Origin of the sequence: Chitinophaga skermanii (genome assembly GCF_003259335.1) — a bacterium.
GTDB lineage: Bacteria > Bacteroidota > Bacteroidia > Chitinophagales > Chitinophagaceae > Chitinophaga > Chitinophaga skermanii.
In genome coordinates, this window is record NZ_QLLL01000010.1 from 135,455 (window position 1) to 151,455 (window position 16,001).

Annotated in this window: 10 protein-coding genes; 2 read left to right on the plus strand and 8 right to left on the minus strand. The window is 40.1% G+C overall.

The features are described from left to right. Window positions 1-52: 52 nt before the first annotated feature. A complete protein-coding gene (rpsA, locus tag LX64_RS22635) occupies window positions 53-1,945 on the minus strand; it encodes a 30S ribosomal protein S1 (RefSeq protein ID WP_111599975.1) in 1,893 nt (630 codons plus the stop codon). 280 nt (window positions 1,946-2,225) lie between these two features. Here rpsA and LX64_RS22640 point away from each other — a divergent pair, with 280 nt between their 5' ends. Then, window positions 2,226-3,128 carry a rhomboid family intramembrane serine protease gene (locus tag LX64_RS22640; RefSeq protein ID WP_111599976.1) on the plus strand — a complete coding sequence of 301 codons (903 nt, stop codon included), beginning with the start codon at window positions 2,226-2,228 and terminating at the stop codon, window positions 3,126-3,128. A gap of 61 nt (window positions 3,129-3,189) precedes the next feature. On the opposite strand, the gene LX64_RS22645 is transcribed toward LX64_RS22640, so the two are convergent. Continuing rightward, a complete protein-coding gene (locus tag LX64_RS22645; protein WP_158538714.1) occupies window positions 3,190-4,464 on the minus strand; it encodes a DUF3472 domain-containing protein in 1,275 nt (424 codons plus the stop codon). 197 nt (window positions 4,465-4,661) lie between these two features. Here LX64_RS22645 and LX64_RS22650 point away from each other — a divergent pair, with 197 nt between their 5' ends. Beyond that, window positions 4,662-5,885 carry a 4-hydroxy-3-methylbut-2-enyl diphosphate reductase gene (locus LX64_RS22650; protein WP_111599978.1) on the plus strand — a complete coding sequence of 408 codons (1,224 nt, stop codon included), beginning with the start codon at window positions 4,662-4,664 and terminating at the stop codon, window positions 5,883-5,885. 316 nt (window positions 5,886-6,201) lie between these two features. Here the strand turns inward: LX64_RS22650 and LX64_RS22655 are convergent, their stop codons facing one another. The 6 genes from LX64_RS22655 to LX64_RS22680 all read right to left on the minus strand — a co-directional run bounded on the left by LX64_RS22655 (window position 6,202) and on the right by LX64_RS22680 (window position 15,747). Next, entirely contained in the window at window positions 6,202-6,966 is a 765-nt protein-coding gene (locus LX64_RS22655) for a LytR/AlgR family response regulator transcription factor (RefSeq protein ID WP_111599979.1), read from the minus strand. 87 nt (window positions 6,967-7,053) lie between these two features. Further along, entirely contained in the window at window positions 7,054-8,961 is a 1,908-nt protein-coding gene (locus tag LX64_RS22660; RefSeq protein ID WP_158538715.1) for a tetratricopeptide repeat-containing sensor histidine kinase, read from the minus strand. A gap of 697 nt (window positions 8,962-9,658) precedes the next feature. Beyond that, a complete protein-coding gene (cmk, locus tag LX64_RS22665; RefSeq protein WP_111599981.1) occupies window positions 9,659-10,348 on the minus strand; it encodes a (d)CMP kinase in 690 nt (229 codons plus the stop codon). Window positions 10,349-10,511: 163 nt separating this feature from the next. Beyond that, on the minus strand, window positions 10,512-12,110 hold the full coding sequence (locus tag LX64_RS22670; RefSeq protein ID WP_111599982.1) for a T9SS type A sorting domain-containing protein: 1,599 nt from the start codon (window positions 12,108-12,110) through the stop codon (window positions 10,512-10,514). A gap of 12 nt (window positions 12,111-12,122) precedes the next feature. After that, on the minus strand, window positions 12,123-14,000 hold the full coding sequence (locus LX64_RS22675) for an autotransporter outer membrane beta-barrel domain-containing protein (RefSeq protein ID WP_148707431.1): 1,878 nt from the start codon (window positions 13,998-14,000) through the stop codon (window positions 12,123-12,125). A gap of 88 nt (window positions 14,001-14,088) precedes the next feature. Beyond that, complete coding sequence (locus tag LX64_RS22680; RefSeq protein ID WP_111599984.1) at window positions 14,089-15,747, minus strand: hypothetical protein; 1,659 nt, start codon at window positions 15,745-15,747, stop codon at window positions 14,089-14,091. Between the last annotated feature and the right edge of the window lie 254 nt (window positions 15,748-16,001).

The window sequence follows — 16,001 nt, forward strand, 5'->3', positions numbered from 1 at the left end:
CGTAGAGGCGTTTTTTAATTTATTCGCTCAAAAGCTAATGAATCAAAAAAGATTACTCACCTTTCTTTTCTTCACCACCTTCTGTTTGCTTCAATTTTTCACGCAATTCAGCTAAAGCACCCAAATCACCTAAAGTAGCTTTTTCTACTTTACCTTGGATGTTTTTCACTGCTTTACGAGTTTTGTCAGCATCAGCACGTTTTTCTTTCTGAATTGCTTCTTTCTCTTCAGCTTTAGATTGTTCCCAAACTTTAGTGTGAGAAACCAAGATGCGTTTTTCGTTGCGATCGAATTCGATGATCATGAATTCTTTCACGTCTTCAACGTTGATTGGTTTTTCGTCTTCAGTTTTCAAGTGACGAGCAGGAGCATAAGCTTCTAAACCGTACTGTAATTGAACTGTAGCACCTTTGTCATCTTTCTTCACAACAGTACCTTCGTGTACAGAACCGATTGGGAAGATAGTTTCAAATGTGTTCCATGGATCTTCCTCGATTTGTTTGTGACCGAGGCTCAATTTGCGGTTTTCTTTATCAATACCCAAGATCACTACGTCGATTTCGTTACCAACTTTAGTGTATTCAGATGGGTGGTTGAAACGTTTAATCCAGCTCAAGTCAGAGATGTGGATCATACCGCCGATACCTGTTTCCAATTCAACAAACACACCGTAAGGAGTGATGTTTTTAACGATGCCTTTGTGACGGCTTTCGATTGGGAATTTAGTTTCGATAGTTGACCATGGATCTTCTGTCAATTGCTTGATAGAAAGGCTCATTTTACGCTCTTCTTTGCTCAAGGTAACAACAACTGCTTCGTATTCTTCGCCTAATTTGAAGAATTCTTTAGCGTTGATTGGTGTTGAAGCCCAAGAGATTTCAGAAACGTGTACCAAACCTTCTACGCCTGGTAAGATTTCTAAGAAAGCACCGTAATCTTCGATGTTAACTACTTTACCTTTAACTTTAGCACCTTCAGTGATAGTCATTGGTAATGTATCCCAAGGATGCGGAGTCAATTGTTTGTAACCTAAGCTGATACGTTTTTTCTCATCATCGAAGTCAAGCACAACAACGTTGATCTTTTGATCCATTTGTAATACTTCGCTTGGGTGAGAGATACGACCCCAACTGATGTCGGTGATGTATAACAAACCATCTAAGCCACCAAGATCGATGAACGCACCGAAATCGGTGATGTTCTTGATAGTACCTTCCAATACTTGACCTTTCTCAAGTTTAGAGATAATATCAACTCTTTGTTGCTCGATGTCGCTTTCGATAAGAGCTTTGTGAGATACAACGGCATTTTTAATTGCTTCGTTGATTTTAACCACTTTGAATTCCATTGTTTTACCAACGAATTGATCGTAGTCAGTAACAGGTTTAACGTCGATTTGTGAACCTGGTAAGAATGTTTCCATACCATAAACGTCCACGATCAAGCCACCTTTAGTTTTGCTGGTAACAGTACCAGTAACAACTTCGCCTGTTTTGTAAACATCAACGATTTTTTCCCATGCACGTTGCATACGAGCTTGTTTACGGCTCAAGTGCAAGTTACCAGAACGGTCTTCTTTTTCAACTACTAAAACCTCAACTTCGTCACCGATTTTGATGCCTTGTAAGTCACGGAATTCGTTCAATGAAATCAAACCATCAGATTTGAAACCAATGTTGATAACTACGTCAGTTTTAGTTAAACCAACAATAGTACCAGTCAACAAACCGTTTTCTTCGATTACTTTGAAAGTACTGTCGTACGTTTCATCGTATTTTGCTTTTTCTTCTTTAGAGTAAGAAGAAACGTTTCTTTTGTCTACGCTCCAATCGAAATCGTCATGCGCAGTAACAGGTGCATTTGTTGTTGCTGTTTCAACCGCAGCTGTAGCTTGCGGAGCCTGTTGTTCAGCATTTTGTTCGTTAGAAATAATGTTTTCTGCCATTTATGAATTTTTAAGAACTGCGAAGATACATTAATTTCACTTCTAAACCGCATTTGGCATAATCTTGGTCGACTTTATAACATATATTTCACAGCATTTTGAACAAATTGACGGCAATAACAATTAATATATATACGTATTCGTATTAATAACACCCTACCCTTAATACGAAAACCCCGTGCTTTTCCACTGCATGAAGCCGTTTCAAGTAGTAGAATTTAATATGGTTTATTGCGGTTAAGGTGGTCTCTAGTATAAAAATTTCATTTAATTTCCCATTATGAACGGCACATCCTTTAGATCTGAATTGAGTATTTGGCTGAAACAGGGGAACATGGTTAATTACCTCCTCGCTGCCAATGTTATTGTTTTCCTGGTGCTCGGCGTCCTTTATATCCTTGTACACCTTGCTCCCGCCACTGCCACGGCTTATGGACTTGTTTTTGAAAACATGTCATTACATAGCCACTTAAGCGTTTTTATTCGCAAACCATGGGGATTACTTTCCTATATGTTTGTGCATCAAAACCTGTTGCACATATTTTTCAATATGTTGATGTTCTACTGGTTTGGCAACCTTTTCAGGTCGGAACTTGGCAATCACCGTGTACTGCCGCTGTATTTGCTGGCTGGTATTGCTGGCGGATTTTTCTACATCATGATATACCAAATTCTGCCTGGCATGGCCGCCCTCGACTTTCAACTCATCGGCGCATCTGGGGCAGTATTGGCTTTCGCAGTAGCTAGCGCTGCTGTGTTACCCAATTTGCAATTCAACTTATTCATTTTCGGTAATGTGAAACTGAAATGGATTGCTACCATTATGGTCGTTATTGACATTGCCATGTTCCCGTTCAGTGGAAATAAAGGTGGTCTTGCAGCTCACCTTGGTGGTGCAGCTTTTGGTTTGCTGTATGTTGCTTCACTTAGAAATGGCCTCGACCTTGCGAAACCGCTGATTTGGCTTTTTGCAAAAATTGCGCCTTCCCCAGGTGTTAGCATCACAACAAAACGCAAAAAATCCTTCACCCCTAAAAAATCACCGTTAAAAGTAGTGAAAGGAAAAGGGGAGGAAAATATTCAAGGAAGACTCGACCAACTCCTCGATAAAATCAATGAAAAAGGCATGAATAGCCTTAGTTCGGAGGAGAAAAAATGGTTGGAAAAATATAGTAAAGATTAAAATGGAGCGCCTAGCATTGCACTAGGCGCTCTGAATTTATATACTGCTTGCCAATATAATCTTATGGTAATTTGCTCAGATCCACGTTTGGCGGAGTTCCTACAGCTGGCCGCTCAATTAACTGCCCTTTGAATTGGTTGCCTACTTCCCTAAATCCACCGGAAAACATTTGGAACATTCCATTCTCTATGCCAGCACCTATGTCGTAGCGTTGATGCTTATCAGGGTTAGCAGTTGTCGTAAACTTGGCTTTGTTTAATTCAATCCATTCGCCCGTGGTTGTACGAATCCATTGGTTGCCATATCTCGCTTTAAAGAAATCTTGTCCATTATCACCAAAATTCTCCACGAAAGAATATAAACCACCTAAATATTTACCGCCTGATTTTGCCTTATCCCAAGTAGCAATCAGCTTCCATTTATTGCTGGCAGGATCGAAGAAATAACCGCTGTAAATGGTATGATCACCTTGCGGTTGGGCATGTACCAGTAACTTGTAGATGGTTTCGGGCTGCCAATTAAACTTCCAATAACTTTGCCCTCCACTACCCTCGTTACCAAATTGGTTTATAGTAACCCCATCTCCTTTCTTCACGAGCTTTACAGCGTATTCAGCCGGAATTTGTTTAGGGTCTTGCGTATCAAACGCGCTCCATATAGAAAATAGTACACGGCGCTCGGTTTTACTGTTAATTTGAATCCCAAAATAGCCCCCATTAAAGCCGTTAGCCATATAATACGCGTGCATGGGTTGCGCATTAGCAGGAATACTTATTTCGTTGTAAAACCATTCTATTTGTACATTTTGCGAAACGGGGTAAGACAAATGTGTTGCTGGCGCTCCCCTGTAAACACTTTGGTTAGATTGCACACTTTCCGCGCTACTTCCTGTAAATACTAATTCCCGGATGCTTGGTAAATAAGTACCAGTAAAACTGAGCGCTTTAATTGTTACATCAAAATACCCGGGTTTATCAACATCAAAAACACCTACCGGCACTAAAACCTCTCCTTTAGATACGGGAATTTCTACTTCTTTGGTTTGCTCATTCAGCGTGATCGCCAATTTACTAGTACCCTGGGATTGTAAACGTAAGGCTAAATCGAGCTTTCCCGCTTGGTTTACCAAAAAGAATGTCTTAGAATACCCTTCCGGATTTTTCCAACTGCGTAAACCAGGACCAGCCACGTAACCGTAACCATCCTGTTTCATTTCTGGGTAAACATAGGCATTACTGCTAAGTGGCACACCGGTGGAATCGCCTACTATGTTGGCTGCTTTAGAGTTGATAGTCAGCATTAATAGTGCTAACGGGGCAAGAAATAATCGTTTCATGACTTGGAGTTTTGGCAAATCGGGGGCAAGATAGCTTGGGATTTGCATGCTTTTATACCACTCATATAAAATTACATGTATTTTTTACCCTTAATTTATTCAAGCCAGGAAAGGTATATTGCAAAAGGCGCGCGAGAGGCGCTCCAAATTCGTTAACTTTGTGCGGCGCAAGACCAACAATAAGACTAAAAGATTACATGAAAACGTTCAATGTACCTGTTATATACCGCAGCCCGCTGATTTCGGCCATCAAACAGCGACGTAAACAGCAAGATAAGATGAAGAAAGATTTCTCTCCGACTGAACTCGACTTTGGCCCGGTTAGGTTTTTGCTTGCTCGCCATTTTGGGTTTTGTTACGGTGTTGAGAATGCAATTGAAATTGCATTTAAGACTGTGGATGAAAATGAAGGTAAAAGGATCTTTTTATTGAGTGAAATGATCCACAATCCCCAAGTAAATCACGATTTACAATCGCGCGGCGTGGAATTCATTATGGATACTTCTGGCAAACAATTGATTCCTTGGGAAGATTTAAAACCGGAAGATGTTGTTATCATCCCCGCATTCGGAACAACCTTGGAAATAGAGGCCAAACTTCAATCCATCGGTATCCAACCTTTACAATACAATACAACTTGCCCCTTCGTAGAGAGGGTATGGAATAAAGCAGAACAAATTGCCGGCAAAAACTACTCGGTGATCGTTCATGGTAAGCCTAAACACGAAGAAACCCGTGCCACTTTCAGCCACAGTCAAAGCAATACGCCAACTGTAGTAGTAAAAGATATGTCGGAAGCCCAACAACTCGCCAAGTTCATACATGGCACCTTACCAAAGGAAGATTTCTATTCCATGTTCAAAGGCCAGTATTCAGAAGGTTTTGATGTAGAAAAGGATTTGCAACGTGTTGGTGTGGTGAATCAAACAACTATGCTAGCTTCCGAAACCCAAGCCATCGCAGATTACATTAAACAAGCGATGCAGGACAAATACCAACTCAACGAAACCAATATCAGCGATCGATTTGCTGATACCCGCGATACACTCTGCTATGCCACTAACGATAACCAAAGCGCTGTAACTGGAATGCTTGAAGAAGCAGCTGATTTGGCCATAGTTGTAGGTGGTTATAACAGTTCTAATACTTCGCACTTGGTAGAGTTATGTGAAGAAAAGTTACCCACTTACTTCATCTCTTCCGCGGATAAAATTGATAATAAAAACGAAATCACCCATTACGACTTCCATCACCACCAAGAACTATATACTCAGAACTTCTTACCCAATAAAGAAACGGTTAATATCTTACTAACCAGCGGTGCGTCGTGCCCCGATGCCATTGTAGAAGGGGTTATTAGGAAGATTCTTTCGTTCTATGGGATGGAAAACGCTGCAGACGAATTAGCAGCTCATATGTAATGCGGTAAACATATTTTAATACATAGATGACCGGTGACGAAAGTGACCGGTTATTTTTTTACCATGATTACTTAATGTAGAATGTACACTTTAAAAAGTTGGGGATATACCAAAAATAAAAAAGACACCGGGCCGGTGCCTTTTTCCTTTGGGGCTAATCAAACGCTAGTAATGCAGAGAAAAAAATTTTTATGACAAACAGTTAATTTTCAATCTTGTACCAAAAATAGGGTAGCTAGCATATTCTTACAACCGTTACTTAATACTTGGTATGTTATGGCAAATAACTGGTATGAATAGTTCTAAAATTGGAGATTTAAAAGTGCATCGCTTTCTTCAAAAACTCCGCTTTTCTACGTCTCGAAACCTCTACCTGCGTTCCATCGGTCATTAATGCAAAACCTCCCTCCCCTTGGATGTAAGAATCCATCTGCTGCAAATTTATCAAGTGAGAATTATGAACCCGGAAAAAATCAATGTCCGATAGTAACTCCTCGAACTCTTTCAAAGGCTTTGAAACGAGCAATTGCTTTTTGTCGGTAAAGAAAATTTTCGTGTAATTACCGGTAGATTCACAACGAACAATATTTTGAACTGGCATGAACACCAAACCATTTAGTGTTGGCAGGGCAATTTTCTTATTCGATTGTTGTAGTGTTTTCATATTCTGTAAAAACACCTCTAAGGGCGCCATCCCATCATTAGACTTAGCTGCAGCCTTTTTATCCCGGTACTTTTGAATAGCTGCTTGTAAATCGGCCACACTAAAAGGCTTCAACAAATAATCAAGCGCATTAAACTTGATTGCTTTTAAGGCATATTGTTCGTATGCTGTAGTAAATATCACATCAAACGACACTTTATCGAATAGTTTCAACAATTCGAAGCCATTATGATGAGGCATTTCTACATCTAAGAATACTAATGCTGGTTGGAATTGATCTACCAGTAACTTTGCTTGTTCTACACTGTTGGCGGTGGCCACAACTTGGATACCAGGGCATTTCTTCTCTAACATTGCTTGCAAAGCATCAATGCAATTTTGTTCATCGTCGACAATAATCGTTTTGATCTCGCTCATGCGTATGGTTGAATTTGAATGTTTTTTGCTGCTTAATAAGATATGGATGTGCTGATGATTCCTTGTTTAATGCTAGAGGCTCCTACTTTAAAATAAAAATTCTACAGGTAACACGATTATAACTTTCGTACCCCCCGGCTCTTGATTTTCGTCGTATAAATCAACAATTGAAATATTGGTTTCTTTGGAGTTGTTAATCTTCTTTATGAGTGCAATCCTACCTTCAGTTACTGTCATACCTAACGATTGATGTACACGACCTTTCTTTTCTTTAATTTCCATCGCTTTCTTACGTCCAATGCCATTATCGGTAACTGTACAGTACAAAAGCTTTCCCTTTATTTTCACATCAATTGTTAGTAATCCTTTCTCTTTCCTGTGAACTAAGCCATGCCAAATGGCATTTTCAACATATGGTTGAATAATGAGTGGTGGCACTAATACTTCATCCATATTTACATCGTCGTCCACGTTTACTTGGTATTCAAACATGTTATTACAACGCAAAGCCTCCAAATCGAGGTATAAGGTGAGTGACTCTAGTTCGTTGCCGAGCGGAATGAAAGTATGCTGTGAGTTTTCTAGGATCATGCGCATCAGCTTAGAAAACTTCGTCAGGTAATCGCTTGCTTCTTCTTGGTTATTGCCCCAAATATAACGGTGGATAGAACTGAGAGAATTGAAGATGAAGTGTGGGTTCATTTGAGAACGTAACGATCTCAATTCAAGCTGCAATGTATGCTTGTTGTTTTGTAAGTTACGATGACGAATGTAGAAGTACCCCCCAATCACCAATACACAAAGGATTATTGCTAAACTCATCAACCAAGCAAAGTTTCGCTTTGTACGCATCTGGTTAATGTCCTTTTCGTGCTGTAACACCTTGATTTGGTTATCTTTACGATCTACATCATATATTGCTTGCACTTGGGCATACGCGGTAGCAGATTTCTCATTCAGCAAACTATCCTTATATACAAGGGATTGACGCATGTTTTCAAGTGACGCTTCAAAATCCCCGGCATGCTTGTAATTATCGGCAAGCGCTTGGTAAGCCTCCATTAATGTGGATTTAAAGCGCCAAGTTTCGCCGAGGTAAATGGCATTATGTATGAATTTTCGGCCTTCTTCGAACTTGTGTTGTTCAGTAAGAAGCTTCCCTATCTGCAAATAATTTTCGGCGGAATGGACCTTATCATCTACCCTGTCATTCACTGCCAACGACTTCATTAAATAATCCATAGCCGTTTCATACTCCTTCTTTTTTTGATAAGCCGATCCCAAAGAAGTATAGCAAATCGACATTCCGGTAGAGTTATCTAATTCAATATTCGCTGCCAACGACTTCTTATAATTATCCACTGCACGATCCAATTGGCCCAGTCCTTCGTAAGCATACCCAATATTCCCGTAGTTAATAGCCATGCCGAGTTTATTGTTACTTTTAGTTTCCAAGGCAAGAGCTTGGTTGAAATGCACAATCGCATCTTCATACTTTTTAGCGCTCAACTGTATATTGCCGATGCTATTGGTAGCTACGCAGATGTTTTTCACATCGTTGATTTCTTCTGCAATCTGGAGGGCTTTGAAGTGATTTTTAAAGGCATTATCTAAATCCTCGAGGCGACGATAATCGACACCCACATTATTATAACTTATAGCAAGGAGCAATTTATCCTTAGATTCCTCGGCATTCTTCAATGCACGGGTATGAAAATCAAGCGCTAAGATGTACGCAGATTTGTTGCGTTTGGCAGTACCAAGGTCGTTATACGCTTCAGCAAGACCTTTGTTATCGCGGATTTTAAGTCCCACGTAAATTCCTTCTTGCAGGAAAGCATTTTCTTGCTTGGCGGCATCGAAGAAACGATTGAATTGACGGGCGTTTTGAACGAGGAGTTTAACTTTAGCGGTATCGTCACGGAGCCTCTTTATGGAATCTAGCTTATGGTAAATAAGCGTAGAATCTTGCGCATGCAGTTGGCAAGCGAACAAAATAAAGGTTGATATGACTAAAAATCGACGTAGTAGAAGGTGCAACATATAAATTCGAACCACTAACAGTATAGCACAAGTTAAATATTTTATTTGAACACTCTTCCAATTGGGGCTTGGTATAAAAAGTGAAGGGGCGAAAGAATTCGCCCCTTTCCTATTAACCGAATACACCTACTGAAAATATGAAATATGCGCATAGCGCTATACTCCACATTAGCACGACAACCCGGCGAGGTGTAAGCCTGGAAGTCTAATTTATTGGTAGTGTTTTTATTACGGTTAATAGCCCGGTCTTTTCTTATCGGGATTGAATCCGGATATGGCCATCAAAAACGTGGGAGCTTTTTGTTTTAATAGCGCCGAGATGATAACTGTTCATTCGCATGAAGAAACTGTTAACATATGGCGCAGCTTTCCGCGTCAATGTTTGCGTTGGCCTATCGTGTTCACAAAATCATTCGATGTTGATACGCGTGTATGCAACATAATCATCCCTTCGGTGACCTTTTGGGGGCTTCTCGTTTAAATTGGATAAGGTAAAATCATTACCGGGGTGTGAGCTGTTCAACGGGGTTGCACAACACTATTCCTGTAAATCAGGCAGTTCGGAGGATATTGGCGAGAAATAGTGATACTAGATGTATTCCTAAGTCGGAACAAATTTAATAACACTTTTTAAATATAAAAAAATATTTTAAGAGGAATGAGCCATAATTGCATCTTCTACCCATTGCGACACAAGATTTAGCTGTTCATCCATATTTAACTGGCTGTTATCGAGGACGATAGCATCTTCCGCTTTGCGGAGGGGGCTAATTTCGCGGTTAGAATCAATGTAATCACGGAGTTCCAGGTTTTCTTTCACTTCGTGGAGGGTAATATTCTTGTTCTTAGCGTATAATTCTTTAAAACGACGTTCTACGCGCACTTCGGGGTCAGCAGTCATAAAGATTTTAAGCTCTGCTTTCGGGAAAACCACGGTTCCTATATCCCTTCCGTCCATTACAATGCCTTTCTTCTCACCCATTTCTTGTTGTTGCGCTACAGCAAATTCACGAACGGCTCCTATAGCAGCTACTTCGCTTACTTTCTCAGCTACAGTCATTTCTCGGATATATTGCTCCACGTTTTCACCGTTTAAGAACATATCGGCTTGACCGGAGATTTGGTTGAAAATAAACTCGAGTTTGATATTAGCTAAAGCTTCTTTCACAGCCACTTCATTCAACCAATCGATCCTATTCTGAATGAAATACAACGTAATAGCGCGGTACATAGCACCGGTATCAATGTAGACATAGTTTAACTTCTTTGCCAATTGCTTCGCCAAAGTACTCTTTCCACAAGAAGAAAAACCGTCAATGGTAATGATAATCTTTTTCAAAATCGCTAGTCGTTAAATTGTTTGTAGATGCAGTGCAACAATGCAAAAATGAGGCAAATCAACAAGAAAACCAACAAATAAATCCCCAAGTAGCTTGCAAAAAAATAACCGGCTGTTTGTACAACCGGTTATTTTCCATTTGTTCGTTCTATTAGTAGGTGTATTAACGGTCGATGACAATTACTTTTACAGTCCTCACCAATCTACCCGATGGACGTTCGTAGAACGCCAACACATACATACCTCTCGCAATATCATTCACACGAATCGTAGAAGTACCACTGATGGCGTAAGTTCTAACAACTTGCCCAAGGATATTCACGATACGCATTTCTAGGTTCGTATTTTCGCCCTTCACGCTTACTTGGAACTGTCCATTGTTCGGGTTCGGCCATACTTCTACTTTCAGCAATGGTGGAACAGCGCGTGTTTCTGAATAAGCAATTCTATTATTTTTAGACACCGCTTTAATACGGTAATAAGTCCAACCATCATAATCATTCGGATCGTCGTAGAAGTAATCGCGTTTAATTTCACTATTACCATTTACAGTAGCAGAAGGCACATTGGCAATAACTTTAAACACGGTATCATGTTCAAAACGACGTTCAATCTCGAAGTGATCGTTATTTACTTCACGCGTAGTGGCCCATTCCAACTTTGCTAAGTAAGCACTGAAACGGTAAGCATTGAAGTACATGAAGATAGCCGGGGAATAAGGTCCAGCGATAAAAGATGTTTTGGTGAAGAACTCGTTGATGTTCAAACCGCCTTTAAAAGTACGTTGGTGCATCGTGGAGTTGGTAAGCGTAGGGCCCGTTGTAAGCGTACCTGCCACAGGATTAGTTTCTAAAGCAGATAAGAAGTCCCATGCATTATTCATAAAGCGGGTGATGAAGCTTAAGCTGCGGAATTCCGAGTAGCTTTTACCTTCATCTTTATCCATATGTTGCAAAATCACGGTTACATCATCATTTGTTTTCTTGGCATGACCGATGTTCCATGTTTTGTTCGCGTATTCTAATTTGTTAATAATACCATTGATAGCATATTGGTATACGCTGTCGTATACCCTTGCATGGAAATCATCAGCTTCAATAGCAGCATATTCCACAGCGGCAGGTGAATAGTTATTGATGTTAGTACCCATTGGGAATACAACACGACCGGCAGCTTTATTTACACCTTCGCGGTATACAGCACCACCTGCAATACTTCCACCTGTTACAACGAAAGCCTTGTCGTTATACCCTGTAATAGTACCGGGTTGCTTATGACCAACAACAAGGTTCCAACCGTTTAGGAAGATAAAACCTGTTGTAAAGTTTAAGTTATTCCTGATTTTTAAATCACTAAGATCGTCGAGCACAACACCAAGCTTATTATCAACATCGAAGTTGGGAAAGCTAGGTCCTACTTTTGAGCTAACATTGAAGCCACAATAAATAGTTTGAGCACCAAGGTTCAAATTCAGCGGGTTATTACCAGAGAACTTGAATAAGCCACCTTTACCAGAATAACCATCCACACTTTCGTCGAGCAACCTGGCAGTGGCCGTGTTTTTCCAAGATTTCCCAAAGAAGTTCAACACCGAGTTAGGGTTAGAACCAATGGTTCCTTCGTTGACCATATTACCATAGAAAGCGACGGTTCTACCATTGAAGATCCATATATTCGAATTAGGCGGAATATATGCACCTTGCTGGGCAGCAACGCTCCAGGTGATCAAAAAGGATAATATGGTTAGAATATGTTTTTTCATCCGCACTAGGCGTTAAAATGAGATAACTGCAATATTATAAGTTGCTGTAAATACACGATTTGTGTTATTTGTGTTCGTCCCGTTATACATCAATCCCACTACTACCTTTCCTCCAGTTTCAACGCGCGTCCAAGCATGAATAACGTTAGCCGGTAGATTAGTTGCATTCACAATAGCAATCGCATTATCACTAATCGTTGCATCTGTTAAAATTGTCAAAGCCAAAGTGCCATTTCCCGCTGTTGGAACTATGTTTGCAGCAGTAGTACTCACTGAAGCAGAATAGTTTTTAATTCGTTCCATTGGTGATCCAGTTGAACCTACTTTAACACTTGTATTACCAATAATATTAGCGGCCGTTAGCGTATTAGAAATAGTTGAATTTGTTGCATTAACAGTGGCTCCTGTAACTGTATTGGTAGCAGTAATATTCGTTGCATTAACAGTGGCCGCCGTTAGTGTATTGGTGATACTAGCACTTGCTGCAGCAACAGAACCCGTTGCACTTAGATTTCCATTTATAGTTGCTCCATTAGCCACAACTGTAGTTGCGTTCATTGTACCATTAATAGTAGCTCCACTTGCAGTAAGTGAGCCACCTACTGATAAAGCACCACCAACAGATGCAGACCCTGTAATAGTTGCACTAGAGAAACGGGCCGCACCATTCACATCAAACAATACACCTGGAGTAATAGTTCCAATCCCCACATTCCCATTACCTAAAATGGTCATGCGTTTTGCATTATTCGTAGAGAAGTAAAAATTTCGTTGTTGTGATAGGTTGAAGTTTACATCGTAGTTACCTTCTGTTTGCAATGCAAAGCTTGCAGCAACAGGTACAGCGATCAATTTTCTCCAACTCATATTGGCAAAAGTATCCATGCTACCACCACGATAAAATGCATCGTGATCGGTGATGTTGATTTGACCAAGGTAACCGTTATTAGGACTTTTTGCTACAATCGACATTTGGTACCATGCATCTTCACCCGGTATATTATTGGTAATTGCAGCTTGAACATCCGTATAGTATATACCCGTACCCCTTTGTGCCCAGGCATTCAGGTCACGTGCAACTTCAGAATCAGTATTATTTCCATTCGCTAAATACGCAGCCAATGATGGGCGTTGTTTAGCTACTACTATCCACTCAGTACCGTTACTTACAAGCTTAACGGTGTAGCCTTTTTCTAATAAGGTTTGGGTTGTGCCGGAAGCTGTTCTTACAGTTCCACCGGCAAAGGTAACAGCGCCGTCGCCATAAGCAACAACGTCAATGGATCTGCCTCGGCGAGGGCCGGGCGCTTGAAGAGTGAGAGTAGCGTTTGCTGCGTTATTCATAATGATTACGCTAGCAGAATCAACGGCTGTGTAATTGCCTGTTGCGGTTACCACGCTAGTTGCGATGGCACCTTTTACTTGTAGTGCAGAAGTAGGATCTGACGTTCCAACTCCCACAAAGCCGTTACTTGCAATACGAGCGGCTTCTGTATTATTTACCTTGAATACAACGGGTTTTTTATCTAATGTACCAATGAAATTCAATAAAGAATCTGTACCGGTATTACCGCTGGTCGACCAGCCACTGATAGAAGCAACATCAGCTAATGGCATCCAAGTGCCTTTTTTAAGGTATATCTGTTTGTCCTCTTTCACATAAACAATCATACCATCTGCTGCAGTATCGAGCGGTGTTTGTGTTAAAGATGCTTTGGCGACCCTGTTCAACAATAAACCCCATTTCTCACCTGTCAACTCTAAAGATGCATCTTTACGATAGCTATAAGGGTTTCCCCCTACTTTTAATTGGGCTTTCGCATTTTGCATAATGATAAACATCATCAGTAAAATCAGTCCGCTCTTCCAATAACTTCGAAAAAACTTCATAGGGATAGGAGTTATTCCTTGTGAATAAATTGAATAAGAAGATGAAACGGTCTCCATATTTTATATTAGAGACCGTTTCATTTTTCTATTATTTATTGATTACAAACCAGTTTGCACCGTCTGATTGGATCATCCAAGCAGAAACTGAAGCAAAGGAAATGCTAGCGTTACCGTCGATGTTGCCGGCAGTAGCAGATAAAGTAACAACGTTAGTATCGTTAGTTGTAGAAGCAGTATTCCAAACTTTTTTCACAATGATTACACGGTTTTTATTAGTTACCGCAGATGGTAATGTAATTGTTGCGTTAGCGTCAATTGTTAAAACAACTGTGTAGTCACCAGCCGCAACGGTATAAGAACCAGTTACATTACGAATTGGTAATGCAATAGAACCTTGTACTGTTAAACTAGCAGAAGCAGCTGTTGCAGGACCACCAATCACTAAACTGCTAGTGATAGCTGTTCTGTCTTGGAAAGTTTTTTCACCTGCAAAAGTTTGTGCACCTACAGTAACCAAACCTTTTTCAGTTGCAGAAGCAGATGGTACTTGTAAAGTTATATCGTTACCGCTTGCTGATACACCTAAAGCAGAAGCTGTATCAACTTTGAACGCTACTTCAGGACCTTCTAAACCATTGATTTTAGAAATCGCTGATTTGAACGCTGAAGCAGGCAAAGTTTTAATAGCAATGCTATTATCAACTTGTGAACGAATCAATACATCGTAAGTTGCTGTATCTTCTGGGTGTTCATTTGGAGCGATGTTACCGATGAAAGTTTTACCATCTAAGTTTACATCTGTAGAGAATGAAGTAATGCCATCGAAGTTAGCAGCACCTTTGAAGGTTTTATCACCACCAAAAGTTTGTGCGCCTGTAGAAACCATACCAGGATGAGTTTCTGTAGCTGTATACAACTGAACGTCGTATTTTTTGGTTGTTGTGTTATAAGTGATTTTACCACCATTATCATCAACAGCTGCAGCAACAGCAGTGAAATCAAAACCAGAACCCAAAGCCATTAAAGCATCATAGTCTGCTTTAGAAAGGAAGCCGTAGGTAGCAGTAGCATTAGCGCTATTCAAGATACCAGCTTTCAAAGTAACTGTAGTACCTGCAGCATCAACTGTTAAACCAGAGTTTGTAGTGTTAGCTTCTGTAGCGATAGTTACAGCACCTTTTAAACCGTTCAATGTTTTAACTGTTTGACCAAAAGCTGCTTCATCCAAAGTACGTCTTTCGATTGTACCATCACCTTTAATGATCAAAACATCATCATCAGTTGTGTTATCTGCAACATTCGCGTAGTTCAATTTCAGAACACCAGCTGCAGAAATACGCATTCTTTCAACATTGCTAGTTTTGAAAACGAGGTCAGCAGCGTTTACAGAACCGATAAAGTGGTTAGCAGCATCAACGGTAGTGTTACCAGCGATACCCCAGTTAGCAGTAGCCTCACCAGAACCCGCTAATTTTTCCCAACCTGTTGTAGTTTTAACGTAGATACCAGGATTAGTGCCTGTAATGTATACCACCATACCTGTAGGTGGATTTAAGGGATCAATTTTAGAAAAGTCAGTTAAACGCGGAAGCAATAAACCCTGGCGGTCGCTTTCCAATTCTAAAATAGAAGCAGGAGAAATAGAGTAAGGATTACCACCTATTTTCAGCTGCGCCTTCAAGCTGTTGAATGAAAACGCCAACAGCGAAACCAGTACAAAACTGGCAATACGAAACGATTGTCTCATAGGTACAAGGTTAATAAATGTGTTAAAGTATAGTTTATTAAATATTGATTGGTGACGATTGATGAAATGGCCTTACATATGCACTTAATACATTACCTTATTTCTGTCCCTCAACATATGTAACTATTTTGAATACAATATTACATATATAAGTTGATTTAATACATATTTTTTTATATATTTTTTATTTATTTCTTTAAAAGAATTCACAATGTATTGAGGTCGTGCACACTGAAAACCAAGCAAAAAGGATA